General features: G+C 59.1%; 18 protein-coding genes. 7 read left to right on the forward strand and 11 right to left on the reverse strand.

All coding sequences use genetic code 11. The annotated features are described in order from the left end of the window. The first annotated feature begins 43 nt into the window (after positions 1–43). From GTP90_RS18750 to GTP90_RS18760, 5 genes are all read left to right on the forward strand, one after another. On the forward strand, positions 44–1,129 hold the full coding sequence (locus tag GTP90_RS18750; RefSeq protein WP_371875080.1) for a PRTRC system protein D: 1,086 nt from the start codon (positions 44–46) through the stop codon (positions 1,127–1,129). After that, on the forward strand, positions 1,126–1,392 hold the full coding sequence (locus tag GTP90_RS36450) for a hypothetical protein (protein WP_175048148.1): 267 nt from the start codon (positions 1,126–1,128) through the stop codon (positions 1,390–1,392). Before GTP90_RS18750 ends, GTP90_RS36450 begins: the two co-directional genes overlap by 4 nt. 70 nt (positions 1,393–1,462) lie before the next feature. Beyond that, a complete protein-coding gene (locus tag GTP90_RS37610; protein ID WP_371875081.1) occupies positions 1,463–1,867 on the forward strand; it encodes a CFI-box-CTERM domain-containing protein in 405 nt (134 codons plus the stop codon). Beyond that, a complete protein-coding gene (locus GTP90_RS18755) occupies positions 1,864–2,430 on the forward strand; it encodes a hypothetical protein (protein WP_161084990.1) in 567 nt (188 codons plus the stop codon). Before GTP90_RS37610 ends, GTP90_RS18755 begins: the two co-directional genes overlap by 4 nt. Before the next feature lie 88 nt (positions 2,431–2,518). Continuing rightward, the gene (locus GTP90_RS18760; protein ID WP_161084991.1) at positions 2,519–2,728 is read left to right on the forward strand and encodes a DUF7706 family protein; all 210 of its coding nucleotides are present in this window, start codon (positions 2,519–2,521) and stop codon (positions 2,726–2,728) included. Between the two features lie 95 nt (positions 2,729–2,823). Here the strand turns inward: GTP90_RS18760 and GTP90_RS18765 are convergent, their stop codons facing one another. Beyond that, positions 2,824–3,504: an SOS response-associated peptidase gene (locus GTP90_RS18765; protein ID WP_254451937.1), complete on the reverse strand. Its 681-nt coding sequence runs from the start codon at positions 3,502–3,504 to the stop codon at positions 2,824–2,826. A gap of 128 nt (positions 3,505–3,632) precedes the next feature. Here GTP90_RS18765 and GTP90_RS18770 point away from each other — a divergent pair, with 128 nt between their 5' ends. Further along, complete coding sequence (locus GTP90_RS18770) at positions 3,633–4,331, forward strand: hypothetical protein (protein WP_161084992.1); 699 nt, start codon at positions 3,633–3,635, stop codon at positions 4,329–4,331. Positions 4,332–4,515: 184 nt separating this feature from the next. Here the strand turns inward: GTP90_RS18770 and GTP90_RS18780 are convergent, their stop codons facing one another. Further along, positions 4,516–5,532, reverse strand: a complete 1,017-nt coding sequence (locus GTP90_RS18780; protein ID WP_161084993.1) for a S49 family peptidase — start codon at positions 5,530–5,532, stop codon at positions 4,516–4,518. Positions 5,533–5,571: 39 nt separating this feature from the next. After that, positions 5,572–6,156, reverse strand: a complete 585-nt coding sequence (locus tag GTP90_RS18785; protein ID WP_161084994.1) for a hypothetical protein — start codon at positions 6,154–6,156, stop codon at positions 5,572–5,574. 96 nt (positions 6,157–6,252) lie between these two features. Here GTP90_RS18785 and GTP90_RS18790 point away from each other — a divergent pair, with 96 nt between their 5' ends. Continuing rightward, entirely contained in the window at positions 6,253–6,504 is a 252-nt protein-coding gene (locus tag GTP90_RS18790; protein ID WP_161084995.1) for a hypothetical protein, read from the forward strand. 6 nt (positions 6,505–6,510) lie between these two features. On the opposite strand, the gene GTP90_RS18795 is transcribed toward GTP90_RS18790, so the two are convergent. The 8 genes from GTP90_RS18795 to traW are packed head-to-tail and all read right to left on the reverse strand — an operon-like array spanning position 6,511 to position 15,545. Further along, positions 6,511–9,342 carry a conjugal transfer protein TraG N-terminal domain-containing protein gene (locus GTP90_RS18795; protein ID WP_161084996.1) on the reverse strand — a complete coding sequence of 944 codons (2,832 nt, stop codon included), beginning with the start codon at positions 9,340–9,342 and terminating at the stop codon, positions 6,511–6,513. Positions 9,343–9,363: 21 nt separating this feature from the next. Further along, entirely contained in the window at positions 9,364–10,779 is a 1,416-nt protein-coding gene (locus GTP90_RS18800) for a conjugal transfer protein TraH (protein ID WP_161084997.1), read from the reverse strand. 9 nt (positions 10,780–10,788) lie between these two features. Further along, positions 10,789–11,583, reverse strand: coding sequence for a conjugal transfer protein TraF (locus GTP90_RS18805; protein ID WP_161084998.1), 795 nt, complete (start codon positions 11,581–11,583; stop codon positions 10,789–10,791). Then, positions 11,580–11,951: a hypothetical protein gene (locus GTP90_RS18810; protein WP_161084999.1), complete on the reverse strand. Its 372-nt coding sequence runs from the start codon at positions 11,949–11,951 to the stop codon at positions 11,580–11,582. Before GTP90_RS18810 ends, GTP90_RS18805 begins: the two co-directional genes overlap by 4 nt. Then, entirely contained in the window at positions 11,945–13,255 is a 1,311-nt protein-coding gene (gene traN / locus GTP90_RS18815; protein WP_161085000.1) for a conjugal transfer protein TraN, read from the reverse strand. Before traN ends, GTP90_RS18810 begins: the two co-directional genes overlap by 7 nt. A 1-nt stretch (position 13,256) precedes the next feature. Beyond that, complete coding sequence (gene trbC, locus GTP90_RS37615; RefSeq protein ID WP_161085001.1) at positions 13,257–13,895, reverse strand: type-F conjugative transfer system pilin assembly protein TrbC; 639 nt, start codon at positions 13,893–13,895, stop codon at positions 13,257–13,259. Continuing rightward, positions 13,882–14,892, reverse strand: coding sequence for a conjugal transfer pilus assembly protein TraU (traU, locus tag GTP90_RS18825; RefSeq protein ID WP_161085002.1), 1,011 nt, complete (start codon positions 14,890–14,892; stop codon positions 13,882–13,884). Before traU ends, trbC begins: the two co-directional genes overlap by 14 nt. Continuing rightward, positions 14,889–15,545 (reverse strand): type-F conjugative transfer system protein TraW, encoded by a 657-nt coding sequence (gene traW, locus GTP90_RS18830; protein ID WP_254451938.1) that lies wholly within the window; start codon positions 15,543–15,545, stop codon positions 14,889–14,891. The genes traU and traW overlap by 4 nt, the downstream gene beginning before the upstream one ends. Position 15,546: the final 1 nt, after the last annotated feature.

A 15,546-nucleotide genomic window follows, 5' to 3' on the forward strand; every position in this document is an offset into this window, starting at 1 on the left:
CCCGATTTCGTATTTGTCATTGCAGGCTGACGGCGTATCGTGTGTGGAAAAGCTACTCAAGGAGATTGATGTGGAACGAATTGTACGAGCTGTCGACGTGGGGCGTGGCAATGTAAAGTTCATCGCGTCCACGAAGAACGAGGAACTGAAGTGCGAGATGTTTCCGGCCGAGGCCCATCCCACGGAGGTCGCGCACGAACAGGAGGGATGGGGGACCAAAAGGAAGACGGTTGGAATCCCGGTCGGCGAACTGATATACGAGGTCGGACCCGACGCGAACCTGGCCGCCGACGTTTTCAATGCGAACGTCTTGCAGCACGATCGCTATTGTGAAAGCGATGAGTACCTGGCGTTGTTGCTAGGCGCGGTGCACTACATGGACGTACCGTCGATCGATCTCCTTGTCGTCGGCTTGCCTGTGGCGACGTTCAAGTTGCGCAAGGTCGTCACCTCGCTCGAGCGACGTATTGAAGGTGAACATCGGCTTGGTTCCGGCCGCAAGGTCTCCATCGGCAAGGTGAGGGCGGTGCCGCAACCGGTCGGCGCGTTGATGTCGTATGGACTTCAGCACAATCGCCTGGCGGAGGTTCGCAAGGAGCGCAGTCTGATCGTCGATCCTGGGCGCCGGACCTACGACTGGCTGGTGACGCAGGGAATGCAGCAAATCGAAAAGCGAAGCAGTTCCGTCAACCGCGGCATGTTCGATGTGCTGCAAAGTATCGCGGACGGTATCGGGCGTTCAACCAGCTCTCAGTTCCGGGACTATGATGCAATAGACCGTGCGCTGCGCACGCGGAAGAGGCCCGTCGTCTTCCAGCAGGAATATGACATCGAGCAGCATCTGCCACTCGCGCGCAAGATCCCTGAACAGGCGGTTGCCGAAATGATGCGCTACGTCGGCGACGCCGGCGATATCAAAAACATCCTGCTGGTGGGCGGTGGCGCATTCTTCTTCAAGCCTGCCTTGAAGGCCGCGTTCCCGCGTCACACGATCCAGGAGCTTAAAGATCCTGTTTTTGCCAACGTACGTGGATTCCAGCACGCCGGCGCTGACTTGGCCAGGGCCCTCTGGTCAACCGCCGCTGACGGTGGAACGGTGTCCCGGTCAATCTCGACGGAGGCGCCATGAGTAACGGTATGCGTATTAGCCTCGTGCTGGCGCGGGAAGACAACCCACGCCTCTACGACGAACTGGTTCAATTTCCGAAGGGGCCGCGGCGTGTGAACCGACTAAGAATGCTTGCATACGACGGCCTGCTAGCCCAAGGTGCGCCGGTGGTGCGATCTGCGCCACACACGTTTGAGGAAAGCCACCATGCCAGCGTGTCCGGGGTGTCCGAGGACCGGGCCAAGGCGTCATTGGAGTTGTTCTCCGAGCCCTTATCCGAATGAGGTCATCGTGAAAAGAAAAAAATCAACACCGGCGTCGGAGCTTGCCGCGATGGGATATTGCGAGAAGAAGATGCTGTTCGAGCATCGCCTCGGAAGACGAGTATCGCCCACTCGCGCCAAAGCTAGGCGCGATGGCGTCGCCGCGCATGAGGCGTTCCATCTCGAAGCGTCGGTGCTCGCTCCAGGTGTCGGATCTAGCGAGGCCAAGCCCTGGTGCTTCATCGCCACCGAGCTGTTTGGGGAATCTGCGTGGGAGACCATCACGCTTCGCATGTGCCGGGATCGGATCTTGCGCCCCTATCCCGCCGGTCGTGCCTTTATCGGCATGTACTACCGCCACTCCCCAGCGATAGCCCGTTGGCTCTGTGGGCACAGACGCTCGCGCGCTTGTGCGCGCTTACTCCTGCGGCCAGCGGCGGTACTGCTGAAATGGCTATTCGTCCGGTATTCCTCTTTGCCTGGAACTAGGTCATGATTGTCGCTTGTGTGTTCACCTTCGTCGTGTTGATTGTCTTTTGCGCCGTGGTACTACGCATATTCCGTGCGATGCTGCGGGAAGAACAGTGGCTGCCAAAGGAACTTGTGACAGCGAAACTCATGTTTTCGGAGCAGATGTTCTCTGGACCTTCCCACGCACCAGTTGTCGCGCGAGTCGACCGCGCATATTGGGCAGAAGATCAATTGCATTTGGTAGAACTCAAGAGACGAGTCCATGCCAAGATTTACGCGACCGACGTGATCGAGTTGTCCGCACAACGCCTCGCGGTCCACGCGGCAACAGGTATGCATGTCAGCATCGTGGGTGTCGTGGTGGTCGAACACCCGGTCACTGGCCGGCGCACCGCCATGCGCGTAAAACTGCTTGCCGAAGACCGTGTCATCAATCTGATGCGCCGGCGAGATGCGATTCTGGCCGGCGTCGAACGGCCTGAGGAAACGTGCCTGAGGGCGCGCTGCATCGCGTGCGAATACCGCAACGAATGCAAGGGAGAGAGGGGAGCGAAGGTCTATCCGTTGATTCGCTCTACTCCAGATTAGTACGGTCAGCCGCCGACGGGTTTAGGTCCAGCGAGCCGCCGGTTATCAAATATTCGGCAATTTTCGACATGCTACGGAAGGTGTTGCCATGAATGAGATCGAACTGGTTTTGACGATGGATCGGCGCACCGCCAGAGAACTGGCGCAGTTCGCGAAGCGCCTTGGCTTTCAGGCTTGTTACGACTTGACAGAGGCCCATTTGCCCCATGAGGAACGCATCGATAAAGCCTACCTGATGATACACGGCATGGACCTGGTGGCGCGTGCATTGTCCGGTGCAGGGTTTGCGCCGCGTTGATGATGAGACCGGACAACCGTACATGCTGCGGCGTTGGCCGCGCGACTGGACGATATTGCCTTGTTCCGGTCGTGTCGCTTCCATTCAGCTCTCGATCAAAATCCAAAATCCAAGTTGACCGCTGGCGGCACATCGGCTGCTGGTGCGGCCTTCGGTTTCGTCGCGCGCGGCGTCCGGGGCGAAGGCCACGATGTCATCAGCTCGGCCGGGTAGTGACGGAGGAACGTGCGGGCGTAGTCGGGATTCTTGCAGTCCAGCCAGTCGTCCCATTCTGACCGAGGCACGATCACCAGCGATCGTTTCTCATCACCTGGCTTGTGAAAGCGCTTCATCAGAGGGTGGTCATCGGCATTGATGGTCAGTTGGGTGAACGATGTCTCCGGTCCGGCGTCGCCATCCCATTCGCGCCACAGTCCCGCGACGGCAAACATCGCCTTGTCCGCCATGGCGATGCTCCACCATTCCGCCTTGCCGGTTTCGTAGCAGGGCTCGTCGAAGGAGATCACCGGCACCAGGCAAAGCTGTTGCTGTTTCCAGGCGCGGGAGAACGAACGACGTTCGGCCAGGGTTTCGGAGCGTGCGTTCATGGTATCGAACTTCTTGACCCCGTTCGGAATGCGGACCTGGGGCACCATGCCGTAGCTGGCGAGTATTCCTTCACGCGCTCCGTCGGCGCCGCGCCGTACGATAGGCGCGGCATAGTCCTTGAACGTGTTGTCCAGCCAAAACCCGGTATCGTGCAAGTCGATGATGACGCCCATGACGGCTTCGAGCATGTCTGGGTCCGGCGGTCGGAAATTGACGCACATAGTAGGCAACCGGTGACGGGAAATATCAATCATAGCGCTTTTCAAGATCAGATATTATACTGTCTAAACGTACAGTACTATTTTTGGGAAACGAAATGCGCGCATGGGTCGCACGAAGAAGGGTGGAGGGGGCATTGCTTGTCCAGCCCATACAGTTTGGCCACGAATTCAGCCAAGACGCGGCGCCGTACGAATTGCTGGTTGTCGAGGTGACCGATCAGGGCAAGCGTCGGCCCATGAAGGTCGCGCGGCTGGTTCCGGTCGGGGAGCGGCAGGCTGTCGCAGAGTTGCTGTCGCCGAAGTTGGTATGGTTCCGAAACTGGCAGTTTGTGCTCAGCGGAGCGGAGCAGGTCGCGGGTGCGCATGGCATCCGGGCCGTATTGCAGTCCTGGATATGCAAGCTCAGTCCACCAGCTTATGCGATCGGGTTCAAGGTAACCAACACCCACCAAGGTGGTGTGCTTCGGCCACGACGGATCTTGCGCGAGACAGGCAAATCAGGTGGCCAGTTGGCGGTGGCTGAACACTTTGAAACAGTGCTCGGCCGTTACACGCTACGTGCGCAGTTGGACCGTTATCAGGCTTCAGATTGCGGCAATACGGCTCGCCATTTGTTCGACTGCCGGCTTGAGTGGATGGCGGAAGAACGGTTCGAGCTCAGCGGCCTCCGCGTTGTGTCCGCCCATGGCGAGAGACCAGAACAGGTGGAATGCGACGGGTGGCTCTGCGAATTCGATATTGAGTTGCCGGAATTGACCAGGTCGCAGGTGCGTATGCTTGGCCCCTTCCATTAGGGGGTGGCCTGCCCCGGCCGGGCCCCGACGGCGCCCTGACAATGACTCGCAACAGCATCCTTTCGCGCAATTCTGCCATGAGGTCCATACGCTGGCGAAGAGCGCCGACGGCCAAGCGCCGGCCTGCGCCAGCGCGCAGCGCCGGGACGGCAGCTACAGCTACAGCGAAAGTTATCGCGTCAACCTAGCGCAGTTGAAGGGGGCGGCGTTCCGAACTTGCGAAAGAGTATTCGGAAAATGCCTGGGCAAACGCACGGCCCCACAGGCCGCCACTGGAAGCATGGGGACCAAAATTGTATGCCTTCGTGCCCCTTGCCGTTGTCAGGTCGTCGACGGTGCCGACAGCGTCGATCAGCCCAAGTTCTTTGGCTTCGGTGCCGCTCCAGACCTCTCCTGTGGCGTAATCGATGCCTTGCTTGAGCTTGCGGCCTCTCGCTTGCACCAACTCCGCGAGAAAGGCGCCGCCCGCGTGATCGACGAGTTCCTGCGCCTTGCTTTCCGCCTCCGGCGAGACCGGTATGAATGGGTTCAAGAATGCCTTGAGTCTGCCGGAGGCGTAGATCCGCTGACTGACGCCCAGCTTGTCCATCGCCTGGTTGACTTGCCAAGGGGAGATAACGGCGCCGACTGAGCCGACCAGGCTGTATTTTCCTGCCATGATGACGTCGGTGTGCAATGCGATCAAGTAGGCTGCGGAAGCGCCGATGTTGCTGATCGCAGCGACGACCTGCTTGGGGTATCTCTTCTTGAGCGCTGAAATTGCCTGGCTGATCCGTTCCGCCTCGACTGGAGCGCCGCCAGGGCTATCGATTGCCAGGACGACTTGTTTCACATTGGCGCTTTCGAATGCGTCTTTCAGCACAGGAATAATCCGGTCCGCGGAAGCGGCTGATGTCGCGGAGATTTCACCATCAATGTGAACGACGCCAACGACTTCGCCTATCGGGCCAAGCTGCAGGCCAATGGAACTGGCATAAGCTAGCAGAGCGAGGAGAGTAGGCGTGCCAATCAATATTACCCGCCCGGCGATCCGCCATCGACGTTCATGCTTTTCGCGTCGAACTGTGATCGCGAGATGCTGTTCCTGAATCTTGCGCTGTGCTGCAATTTCGTCCACGAGCTTTACCAACAGCGATGCATCTGATTGAACTCGCGCGCCGACTGACGAACGCAGATGTCCAGAATAGTTGCGATTTGTCATAATACCTCCGTGTCATTGCTTTCAGGAATACGGTCTTAGCTAGTTTCGGCATCCTCCGCTGAGGCCAGTTAGCGCACCGAACGTGAGTCCATGCTTGCACTCCTGCCGACGAGCAGCAGGTACCTGGTCGACAGGTACTTGGTCACTCTTTGCGGATGTAGCCACGCCTTTATTGATCATCGCTTCTGTGCTTTCGCTAGTCTCCGCTGCGCGCAGCCAAAGTTCGGCCGTTTTCAATTGAATTATTTGGCATTTGACCCTGAAAGCATGCGGCTGTTCGGCAGTGGGAAAAGGCTCCCGGACGATATTTGCCGCACCACAGAGTCTAGTTGCAACATCCGTAAAATATTGATCCTCAAATCGACTGCCGTCGTCCGAGTGCAAAATAACCGTTTGCCCAAGGTGACACGAGCTGACGATGAAGCGCATTGCAAGCCTTGCGTATATTGCCTCTATGTTGGGAGTTCGCGCCGGAACGAATGTAAGCTGGCCCAGCCGGGAAGTTGTGTACGGCGACAAGTCACATACAGAATCGTCATTCGTTCGTCCGTTCAACGACACGGCAGAAACATTTTGTATAAGTAAAAAAATCGCGCTTATAGCTGCAAAGACGATACGCTTCATGTCGAGCTCCGTAAGTTGAAACTGGGTGTGGCAAGGGGTATCATGAGAGGCAAATACGGGGGAGGCATGGAGCGTACGCGTGCACGTAGAGTGTTGATGGCTATGACCGTAGGGGGAATAGCTGGTGTTGCCTTTGTCTTCAACGATGATTGGTTCACGCAGTTCATCGGTGCTGTACTTGGTTGTGTTTGCATGTTCGTTGCCTATGCCGTATTTGATTTTTGCGCTGCCTGGTATGAACGCAGTACACCATCTAGTCTCCGTCGATATCAGGTATATCGGAATGAGTACGATCAGGACACCTTTCGAATTGAGCGGATTTTCATGGATGACGGTAAGCCTTGGTAGTGCGCGTTACTTTGGTTTTTTTTCAGGTCGGAGTTTTTTAGCCAATGCCCTTATACCGTCGCCGACCGTGTCGGAAATGGGATCTCTTGAGTTTTCCATACTGCTGTACACCTTTCCAATGAGGGAATGCCCTTTTGCCGGATGAGGTTGGCCGTCCTTTCCGATTTCGATCCCGTTCTCTTTCTCGAACCCAAGAATCTTTTGGTTTACTTCGCTATCGATGTTGATACCTGACCTCTCAATGCCGCTCTTATCACCACGAAGTTTCCTTTCGACTGAATTCTGCTTCTCCACATGCTCAGTTCCAAGTTGTGTTTTCTTTGATGGCGTGGCTATCGGATCCGTATGCAAGTGTGATTGGATTGTTTTGCCCACATCGATATCGGAAGGGGTACTTCCAACTTCTGTTGCGTATGCTTGATACCGCGAGCGCACGTTTTCAAACGTCTTCGGCAAGTTTTCTGGAGCAACGCGTATTGGCGGCAGGGCCTCGTTACCTAGATAGCTTTCCAAACGACGAAGCATGGCTCCGCTTCCTAATTTCTGCGTCCGCAGAAGGTCCGCAAAGAACGTCGTGTGATTCGGATCTTTGGCCAAGTCCAGTGAGATGCTTTCGCCTCTAGAAAACATTGATGCGATCCGTTCCGAGTACGCTTCCTCCGAACGCAAATTTGCCTCTGCCCGAGCCATTCTTGTAGCCGTGGCTGTGATCCTTTTACTATGTTCCTCCCCCTCACGGGTTTCCGAGAATACGTTCGAAAGATCGCGTGAGTCTTTGGATATCGACTCGGCGAAGTCCTTGAACTTGCTGCTGTCTTCGCTTGAGAGGTAGGTTTTAATTTTCTGATTTAGCTGGTCCAGTCCCGCAGATGTACCTGTTTGCGTTTTAAGCGCCCCCAGTGCTCCAATTGGCGTGCTTGTATCAGCCTTCAACGAGCCGCCGAGCGCGACCTCTGTGACCTGTCGTACCGATGCCCCCGTCTGTTGGCTCACGTTTGCTGCAATCTGCTTCAACTCGCTGGCGCGTTGCCCGGTTGTACTACGTTCTGATTTAGCCGTCCCCTCAGACTGTGTATCTCCTGTTCCTCGTGCTCGTGCAGAAGAGATCACGTCTGCTACCGCTGAGGCGTATTCGTGTGACGAAGAGAGTACTTCCGCTTTTGCAGCGGCAACCGACCGCTGCGCCTCCGTCACTTCACTCTTCGTCAGGCCGACGACGATTTGTCGTGATGCCGGCCCTTCATTCATCAACGCTTTGATGGCTGTGAGACCGGAACTTGCATTTGTGGTTAGGGTGTTTCCGGTAGAATCGTCCTGGCGGGCGCGGAAATACGGCGAAGAACGGGACGGCGTGAGTATCATTTGATCCATCGTGACATTGCCCATGCCGGTGTTCCCGACGGCGGCCGCGTTCGTGTCAGCTGTCAGCGTCGATTGCAACGTCGACCAACCGGACAGCACTGCGGTGCCGAAGTTTTCCATGCGTTTCATGGCGAACCAGGCGATGAACGGTATGCTCGCGGTGAGATAGCCGACAACCGCTTCCGAAGAGATAGCGTTCGAGTAAATCGAATTGGAGGTACTCAGCGACAGTGCCTTGAGTCCGCCACCGACGTCTGCCGCTGCTGCCAGTTCCTTGGCTGCGTAAATAGTCGCCAGATAATTCAGGATGGCATAAAGTACAGGCCAGAGTTGGATGAAAATCAGGACGGCGGAGTAGTTTTTTATCGACATCATGGTCTCTTTTCCACTCGTAAGCAGGACAAGCAATACCCAAACGGGAAAGAGCGCGTAGACGAGCGCTTCGATGACGTTTCGTATAACCGGAAGTCCTTCCTCGGCGACTTTTCCCGAATTGATCCAAGATGCATTGGTTTGCGCGACCGCTTGTGCCCGGCCCACCGCGAGCATCATGGCGGGGGCATCGTTGATCTTCTGGCCGATCAGCATGCTGGTGTCGTTGATCGCATTGATCATCGCGTTTTGTCTGACGATATCGGCGGCGGTTGCGGCAGCGTCGGCAATCTGGGTCTTGATATATGTCTGCTCGATTTGACCAACCAGTACCGACGCCACCACAGACGGTGGCAGGGTTGGATTCAACTCGAGGGCAAGGCTGTCGTGGATACGCTTGACTTGTGTCGGCATGAGCTTGTCCAATGCTGTATATATTGCCGGACACGGCATGACTTGCGTCTCTCCCGACGCGTCGGTGATTGTGCTAAAGCGTGCAGGGTTGGGGGTTGCCATCAGCGGCCACACATTACCGGAATTGGCGAAGTCAGCCGGGGCAACGGTTCCGTCGGCGAGATCGTACATGGTGCAGTTTGCAATGAAGTTAATCAGGTCGGTACGGAATCGCGGCTCCGTGAAGACAACACGGCTCGTTTTCCGGATCAACCGGTTTCCGAACATAAGGCCGTTTTTTTGGTAGGCGAGTTCAGGCGGAAGCCCTGCCGGGCCGGGAATGGCCTGGAAGGCTGTCTCGAACAGGCTGGCGGTCACGTGGCCGACAGTGCTCGCGGGTGAGGCCAGTACCGCCAATCCCAACGGTACATTGTCGACGAAGCGTTCTGCGCCACCGCCAGTCTTGTCGATGATTCCGACTTGTACACGTGGGACAAAAAGGATCGACAGCACCAGGGTAACCGACGCCAGCCATTGCCAGCCAATCAGCTTTTGCGGGGCGAAAGCATAGGCCGTAAAAGCTGTGACGAAACCGTAGAATGCGACCATCGCGATAGCGCCCTTGAAATCCTGCGCGCCGGCGATCGCCGCAATCGCGTTAAACACCCCCGCCAATGTATCGGCGTCCTGGTATGCATAGATTTCCCACATCGTCGCCTCCGATGCCTTCGGCTAGCGAAGCCAGGCAGTCTTACGTCCCAGCATGTCAAGGACGTGCTGGGGCATGCCTGTACGCAGTTGACGTTCCATTTGCTCAATCTGCGTCGAAATCGCTGTCATGGACGCCACTTTTTGGTAGTAGAGCGACTTTTCTCGGGACAACTGTGCTAGCAAGCTTGTGGTTCGGTCGCGTAGGTCACGCGCCTTCGATTCTTGCTTTTGGTCGAGTAAGAAATCCTTGTCGAGCGCGTTCAATCCTACGCGCAGGTTCTTGTCCAAGAAGACGTAGGCGTAGTCGGCGGCGATCACTTCGCGGTAGCGGCCGATCAGGTCCTCCGCCAGATTCTTTGAGTTGCTGATGGAGGCGACCGACAACATGCGGTAGACCGGTTCGGTGGTCTGATTGACGAAGCCCACTTCTGCGGAGTCGTTCGCGATCGGACTTCTGCTCAGGATCTTGTCGGAGATCGAGCGCATCAGTGTTTCGACGCGGGTGGTGAATGGCGTGTGTTTGTAGCCGTCGTCTACCGTGACGGCATCGCAAGTGTCGTAGTTGTTGCATTTGAGGACTTGCTGCGTGACCTGGCCTCCGCCAGCGTCGGCCTGTCCATACAGCAGATTGGAAATTGAGGTCAGCGTGGGCGGTATCGGATCCGGGTCCCTGCCGTTGGCAAAGATGACGGTGCCGACCATACTCATGATCAGTTCACGCTCGTTGTCATCAAGTTTGGTGCCGGCCAGCTTGAGCGCCTGCCACGTGAGGTTTCCGGTGAAGGGGACCTTGTTCTTGATGCCCGGATCATCGGACTTCCTGCCCGAGTCCAGGATGGACGGCTTGTCTGTCTTGCAGCGCTGCTCGGCATCGGCGTAATCCGATGCGATGCCCAAGCTGACAGCGATGTCCTGGCACGCTTTGTTGGTGCTCAGGTTGGTCGCTTCTGCGGCATTTCGCACGAGGGCGGTCGCGATTGAACAGGAGTTCTTGTTCTGTCCGTTCACCATCTCCGCCAGTTGATGGAAGCGGGAACTGATGCTGCCCAGCAGTGGCGACACCGTGTCGAGCGCCAACTGGAACGCGATACCGGGCAGGGCGGAGGTAATGTTCTTGAGCATGTCCTTGAGCTGGGCCGAGGAAATGTGCGAAAAGGCGCCGCCGAAGGCGTCGATGCCTGCGCAGCCGCCATGCGCTTCGGGCAGGTCAATGGCGATCAACTGATAGGTCTTATTGGGTGCGCGCAGCATGAGATTGCCCCCGCTGTAAGTATTGAACACCTGGCCTCGGAATGCCCCGGGCTTGGTGTAGTTACCTATCATCGAGAGGTCCTTGAACATCTTTTGGGTTTCCGCGTTCAAGTCCCCTGCGCGCAATGGCGAACAGAGCGCCAGTGCGGCAAGGGTCCAAGTGATGGGGATCGGTCTGGGCGACATGTTGGCCTCCTATTTGTTAGCGGCGGTAAGCGCCGAGACAGGCTGCGGCGTGGCGGTGGTGATGACGCGTTCGATCAGCTCGTTTTCCGACATGACGCCGAAGCCAAGCGGAACGATCCGGCCGCTCGATGGATGGGCCAGAAACAGCGCGGGTACCTGCTGGACCTTGAGCGCTAGCGCGATGCCGTTGTCGCCACGCGGGGAAGGGAATTCCGGCAGCGTGCCGCCGTCGGTGCTGATGGCGGACACCTGCAAACCATACCGCTGTTCGAATGCCTTCAGGACCGGGGCGAAGGCATGGCAATATGGGCAGTCGCCACGGAAGAAGAACAGCACGATGTGTTCACGCGCCAGGACAGCGAGCTGTGTGCGCCGTTCCGCCATCTGCTGACGTTCATAGATGTCTACCGCAAAGGTCGCCGAAGGCCTGGCCTGCGCGCTGGGATCGAGCTCCGGCGACATCCATGCCACGCGTTTCGCGACATCCGAGAAACGCGACGCGTCGCTCAGGATGCGCGCCTCAAGTTGCAGATAGGCGTGGACGTTATCGACCGTCGGCGCCATGATGGCGACGATGCGGGCTTCTTCCACGGCCTTCTGCAGCGCCTTGTAGCGGATGATCTCCGGCTGCTCGTCTTTGATGCCGGTGGCCGTTCGCGACGGAGATGGCGCCGGCACGGGCGCGTCGTCATAGAAATGCCAGCCCCGGCGTGGATCGTCCGCCGGAAAATGGGTAAGCTGCTGGCCACTGGCAGGAACAAGACAGACCAGGAGCACGGGCAGGGCAAGGATGCGCTTCATCATTCGGCCTCCGCACGGGAAGATGGAGGACGGCCATCGCGACAATAGTCGATGCCGAAATCGATGCGACGCGGACCGCCGCCCGGCGCGCCCGGCGAGCGCACGTCGTCCTGTGAAAATGCCACATTCAGCCGCCGACAGCCTTCCTGCCGATAGCGCTTCAACGTCGTGACGTCGATGCGCAGGGGAGCGGTTGTGCCGAAGCCGCGTTTGAGCGCCTCGGCCATTTCACCTGTCAGCATGCCGTGGGCGCTACCGTCCGGCGCGTCGATGGCTTCTATCATCAATTCGCGTGGATTGACGACGGCTTTGCGCGGCACGGTGGAATCGTCGGTGGCCTGGAGCAGGGCAGCGAACGCAATGATCAGCATTTTCCGCCTCCGAAATAGCAAGCACCTGCACGCACGCTGTTCGAGGCGCGCAGCGCGGCGAGGTCCGGCAGCGCGGGCACGATAGAGGCGTAGAACTCGGTCAGGTCCATCCTCGAGAAGTCGAGCGCCTGAAGTTGGGCCACGGTGAAGCCTTGGCATTGCGGCCGCTCTGCTCCGCCCCAGCCGATGCCCAGTTGCGCACGGCCCTGTTCATTGACCACGCGCGCCAGCTCCGAATTGAAACAGCATTTGGAGGTGGTGTGCTCGATGCAGGTCACGCATTTCCCAAGGATGCGGATGCAGTTGGAGCACCAGGTGCCTATCGGATGGCACAGCTTTGCGCCTTCCTTCATGGCTAGCTTGCCTTCCTCCGGGCTGCACGACATCATCGACAGGACGACGTAGATGATCACCGCGATCGCGAGTGTGTAGGGATCGACCGCGATGGCGATGCTGTCGCCGCTAAAGAGCGTCACCGAACCGGCCGGCAGCGCCGTGCCGTTGACGGCGACCGTGACGCCATAACTGGTGAAGCTGCCGGAGAAGCCGGCGCTGGTGTACAGGGCACCGAGTCCCTGCTTGATGAAGCTTCTGTTGTCGGCGTTCATGAGGACGTCATATACAAGGCGCGAGCCGGCGCCGAACAGCGACTGGTTGGTAAAGCCCGCGCCGGCACCGTCGGCATAGCAGCAGTTCTTTAAGGTCCGATTCCTGCAGCGGTTGTCCTCGCCGGAAAAGACCCGTATGGTTGCTGGATCGAGATAGACGCCGGCCTCGCGCGCCGCTTCCATGTACGTCATGGCTTGCGCGAAGTCCGGATCGTTCTTGTTCGTGGTGTCGAAGCAGCGCTCGCCGAGACAGAAGACGCCGGGACTGCACACGCCGGCCGTTGAGCATCCGCTGTAGAAGTCCGCCAGGTTGCTGGCGACGCCAAACGGATTGCGAGCGATCGCCGCCGCCGACGCGACCAGTGGATCAGAGGCCGCTATCGTCGGGCGTGGACCATTCGCCACCGCATTGGCCGCGACTTGTGCTTGGCAGACGGGGTCGTTCGGCAGCAGAGCGCACTGCAGGCGCAGTGTTTCGGCCAAGGCCTTTAGGTCGGAGCGGCCGTAGTACGCCGCCTGGGGCGGCTTGTCGGTATAGCCGGGCACCGCCGCGCTGGCGTTGGTTGCGTTCACTTGGCCGTGCGCATAGGCGTTTGCAGCCCGGGCGGCGGCTAGGTCATCGACTTGTCCGGCCGCCGTGGCACATTGGCCCGACACCAGGGCGGCCACACTGACGAGGACGATCAGGCGGCGCATGTCATTTCTCCAGCAGGCGCAGGATGGAGCGGGCAGCTGGGCGCCACACCGGTTGCGCGTTGGCGATTTGCTCCAGCGCGTAGTCCAGCGAGACGTCCCCGCTTGCCTTGGCGTAGCCGGCGGCAGGACAGGCGCCAATGAGGCAGGGCTGCTCGTCGCCATCGCTTGCCCTTAGTATGAAGGTCGGCACGACATTGACCGCGTAGCGCGAGAAGAGGCGGGGATCGATCTGCAGCGGCGCCCCTGGCTGGCCGAATGTCTGGTGGATGGCCTGCGCCGTCGCCGGCAGGGAGCCATCCTTCAGCCCGTTCAATACCAGCACGCCGCCACAGCGCTTGGCCTGGTCCGCGAGCCGGGTGAGGGACGCACGCGGCATCGAGAAACTCACCATGATCAACAGGCGGCTGGAGGGCTGATTGCCGGTGCCGCGCGCCTTGATCCGGGCCTCGTAGCCACCGGCGATGGCGGCGATATCGGCCGGGCTGCTGGTGGCGGGAATGGGCAGTCTGTCCAGCCTGGGCGTTCCGGCCGTCGCGGTTTGTGCGCACGCACAGCGCAGGCCGCATTGCGCGCAGAGCGCGGCAAGTCCCAATACAAGCAGGTTGCGCGCCCGGCGCGCGCGGCGTTTAGTAACCCACACAGCAGTTCCTTTTCCGAAAGAGCATGAAGGCGAAATCCTCGCCTTGGACGGGATATTCCTTGCCGGCGCCCCAAAGCGTCGTCGTCCGGCCAAACGGTTGGCAGCATTTGCCGGCCGTCTTGTCTGTGCTGGGTATGGGGTAGGTCAACTGTGTCTTATAGGCGGTCTTGTCCATCACCGGGAGGAAATACGGACCGCACAGCCCCTTCTTCCCATGCCAGCCCCACGCCAGCAACTCCCGGTGCATCTTCGCGGTGAGGCGCTGGGCCATCAATTCGGCGGTGCGCACGCCACCCATGTGCACGCGGGTATTGCCGTCCAGTGGCAGTAGTGCTCCCTGGCACCCGGCACACCAGAACAATTCCGGCCTTGGGAATCCAATGGTCGCCGCCACGCAATCGGCCGCGCATGCGGCCAGGGCCACCGGATTGGCGAATAGGACCGCTTCCGGGTTCAGGATCAGCGTCAGCTCGTCGTCGTTCCAGAGGGGATCGACCTCCGTCAGGTAGGCCAGGTCAAAGCTGCCGCGTTCGAGGCAAGGGAAGTCAGCGACTACCTTGAGCCAGTACATCACCGGGTTGACGTAAAAGTGCGCCTGGTAAAAGCCACTGGCGTCTCCGCTTGCTTCCGGCGTGCGCGCCGCCTCCGGCGCGCCGATGCCCGGATCGAGGTCCAATCCCCCGAGCGACACCAGGCAAAAGGGTTTGCGCACCACCTCGACGTGGCGTGCCGGTTCCCAGAAACCGATGGACAGGCCGATCACCGGATTGACGCCGCAACTGCAGACCGGGTCCGACGGGTTGTCCGTGTCTTCCTGCCCGCCCAGATTGGCCGTAGTGACCGCACCGAGAGAAATCGGCAGGATGCAACTCCAGCAGATGTCCGTGACCGGATTGGCGAACTTGCCGACGCAGGTCGTTGGCAACTTGGCTGGATCTGCCGCCGCAGGCATCGCGATGAGCGCGTACCAGGCCAGTAATGCCGCCATCGTTTTCATGGTGACACCTCCATTTCATCGATGCGAAGTCGCAGGCCTTCCTGCGTCACCAGCGCCGGAACTTGCCGGATGCCCAGGCGGCGTGTCAGCAGTCCCTGCTGATCGTAATAGATCGGCATGCGCCATTGGCGCATCAGGTCGAGGTAGGACCCGCCGGTTAGAATCAGCTTCAAGCGCCAACCATGCTCGCGCAGCATGCGTTGCGCCTGGCCGCGCTGCCGCGCGTCGCGGGCATCAAAAAATAACAGTGCGCGGGACAGGGTGATGACGTCCAGCGGATTTTTGCGGGTTCCCGCCGCGAACATCAAGCGGCCTGTCCCATCGAAGACGTTCTCCGCCAGCACCATCGACGGGTCGAAGTAGAAGCTGCGCGCCTTGGAGCAGGCGGTCAGGCCTGCCACCGGAGCAGGCGAGGCGACGGTCGCACGCGCCGTCGCCGCCGCCTGTTCCATCAGTCGCGTCATCTCGCCGGATTCGGCGCGCGCGAGCAGGCGTTGTTCAATCATCGCCAGCAGGTTCTGTTCCTGGACGGGATACGTCGGACCCAGGTTGCCGATGTCGGCGCCCAGACACAATGCCGGCGCGGCGGCAAGCAGCCAGCACATGGCGGCGCGGAAGTGGCTGCGCGCTGCCGCTGGGGAAAACATGGTCATA

The sequence above is a fragment of the Duganella vulcania genome (genome assembly GCF_009857655.1).
In the GTDB taxonomy this organism is placed as follows: Bacteria; Pseudomonadota; Gammaproteobacteria; order Burkholderiales; family Burkholderiaceae_D; genus Rugamonas; species Rugamonas vulcania.

Bases quoted from the DNA above. Each gene is read 5' to 3' on its own strand.
- GTP90_RS36450 (WP_175048148.1), top strand. From the start codon at position 1,126: ATGAGTAACGGTATGCGTATTAGCCTCGTGCTGGCGCGGGAAGACAAC.
- GTP90_RS37610 (WP_371875081.1), top strand. From the start codon at position 1,463: ATGCTGTTCGAGCATCGCCTCGGAAGACGAGTATCGCCCACTCGCGCC.
- GTP90_RS18755 (WP_161084990.1), top strand. From the start codon at position 1,864: ATGATTGTCGCTTGTGTGTTCACCTTCGTCGTGTTGATTGTCTTTTGC.
- GTP90_RS18760 (WP_161084991.1), top strand. From the start codon at position 2,519: ATGAATGAGATCGAACTGGTTTTGACGATGGATCGGCGCACCGCCAGA.
- GTP90_RS18765 (WP_254451937.1), bottom strand. From the start codon at position 3,504: ATGCTCGAAGCCGTCATGGGCGTCATCATCGACTTGCACGATACCGGG.
- GTP90_RS18770 (WP_161084992.1), top strand. From the start codon at position 3,633: ATGCGCGCATGGGTCGCACGAAGAAGGGTGGAGGGGGCATTGCTTGTC.
- GTP90_RS18780 (WP_161084993.1), bottom strand. From the start codon at position 5,532: ATGACAAATCGCAACTATTCTGGACATCTGCGTTCGTCAGTCGGCGCG.
- GTP90_RS18785 (WP_161084994.1), bottom strand. From the start codon at position 6,156: ATGAAGCGTATCGTCTTTGCAGCTATAAGCGCGATTTTTTTACTTATA.
- GTP90_RS18790 (WP_161084995.1), top strand. From the start codon at position 6,253: ATGGCTATGACCGTAGGGGGAATAGCTGGTGTTGCCTTTGTCTTCAAC.
- GTP90_RS18795 (WP_161084996.1), bottom strand. From the start codon at position 9,342: ATGTGGGAAATCTATGCATACCAGGACGCCGATACATTGGCGGGGGTG.
- GTP90_RS18800 (WP_161084997.1), bottom strand. From the start codon at position 10,779: ATGTCGCCCAGACCGATCCCCATCACTTGGACCCTTGCCGCACTGGCG.
- GTP90_RS18805 (WP_161084998.1), bottom strand. From the start codon at position 11,583: ATGATGAAGCGCATCCTTGCCCTGCCCGTGCTCCTGGTCTGTCTTGTT.
- GTP90_RS18810 (WP_161084999.1), bottom strand. From the start codon at position 11,951: ATGCTGATCATTGCGTTCGCTGCCCTGCTCCAGGCCACCGACGATTCC.
- traN (WP_161085000.1), bottom strand. From the start codon at position 13,255: ATGCGCCGCCTGATCGTCCTCGTCAGTGTGGCCGCCCTGGTGTCGGGC.
- traU (WP_161085002.1), bottom strand. From the start codon at position 14,892: ATGAAAACGATGGCGGCATTACTGGCCTGGTACGCGCTCATCGCGATG.
- traW (WP_254451938.1), bottom strand. From the start codon at position 15,545: ATGACCATGTTTTCCCCAGCGGCAGCGCGCAGCCACTTCCGCGCCGCC.